The organism is Nocardioides sp. CPCC 206348 (assembly GCF_048654705.1).
Classification (GTDB): Bacteria; Actinomycetota; Actinomycetes; order Propionibacteriales; family Nocardioidaceae; genus Nocardioides.
Map to the genome: position 1 here is coordinate 3,052 of NZ_JBMCZA010000090.1, position 696 is coordinate 3,747.

The 696-nt window shown below is 72.6% G+C and carries 1 protein-coding gene; it reads right to left on the bottom strand.

Annotation, left to right across the window (positions count from 1 at the left end):
• Nucleotides 1-215: 215 nt before the first annotated feature.
• On the bottom strand, nt 216-696 hold a 481-nt coding region (locus ACOADB_RS04745), incomplete at its 5' end, for a helix-turn-helix transcriptional regulator (protein ID WP_378596781.1).

Sequence of the window (696 nt, forward strand, 5' to 3'; positions counted from 1 at the left end):
CGCCTTCACCTGCCCCTGGGCCTTGAACCGCGGCTTGTACGCCTCGGCCGCGGCGCGGACGGCCCGCAGCCGGTCACCGCGCGGCCAGACGTCATGGACGCCCTCGAACTCGGGGATGGTGCGCGCGCCGATCGCGGCCAACGCGTCGGCGGTGTTCGTCGTGGCATCAGTGCTCATGCCCCGATCCTGACACCTGAGTGCGGCGCCGTCTTGGGCTACCGCGACGCTTTCTTGACCGATCGCGACACACCTTCGCGCCGCAGCCGCGACGGCGGCTTGCCGAACCACCGCACGACGTACCGCGTCAGCGTCGACTGGTCGGCCAGGCCCAACGCCGCCGCGACCTGCGCGAGCGGCAGGTCCGAGTGGGCGAGGTGGCGCAGCGCAGCATCGCGCCGTACTCCGTCCAGCACGTCGCCGTACGTCGTCCCGGCGGCCGCCAACCTGCGCTGCAGTGTGCGCCCGTGCAGGCCCAGCGCCTCGCCGACCGAGGCGACGTCGGTGGAGCCGTTGCCGAGGATCCGTTCGAGGTAGCCCCGCACCTGCGACCGCACGTCCTGCCCGCCGTCGCCGAAGCGGGCGGACAGGTAGTCGAGCCCCATCTGCCGCACGTGCGGGTTCGCGTCGGGCAACGACATCGCCAGCATGTCGGCCGGGAACACCAGCGCCGCACGATCGCGTTCGAACCTGACCGGC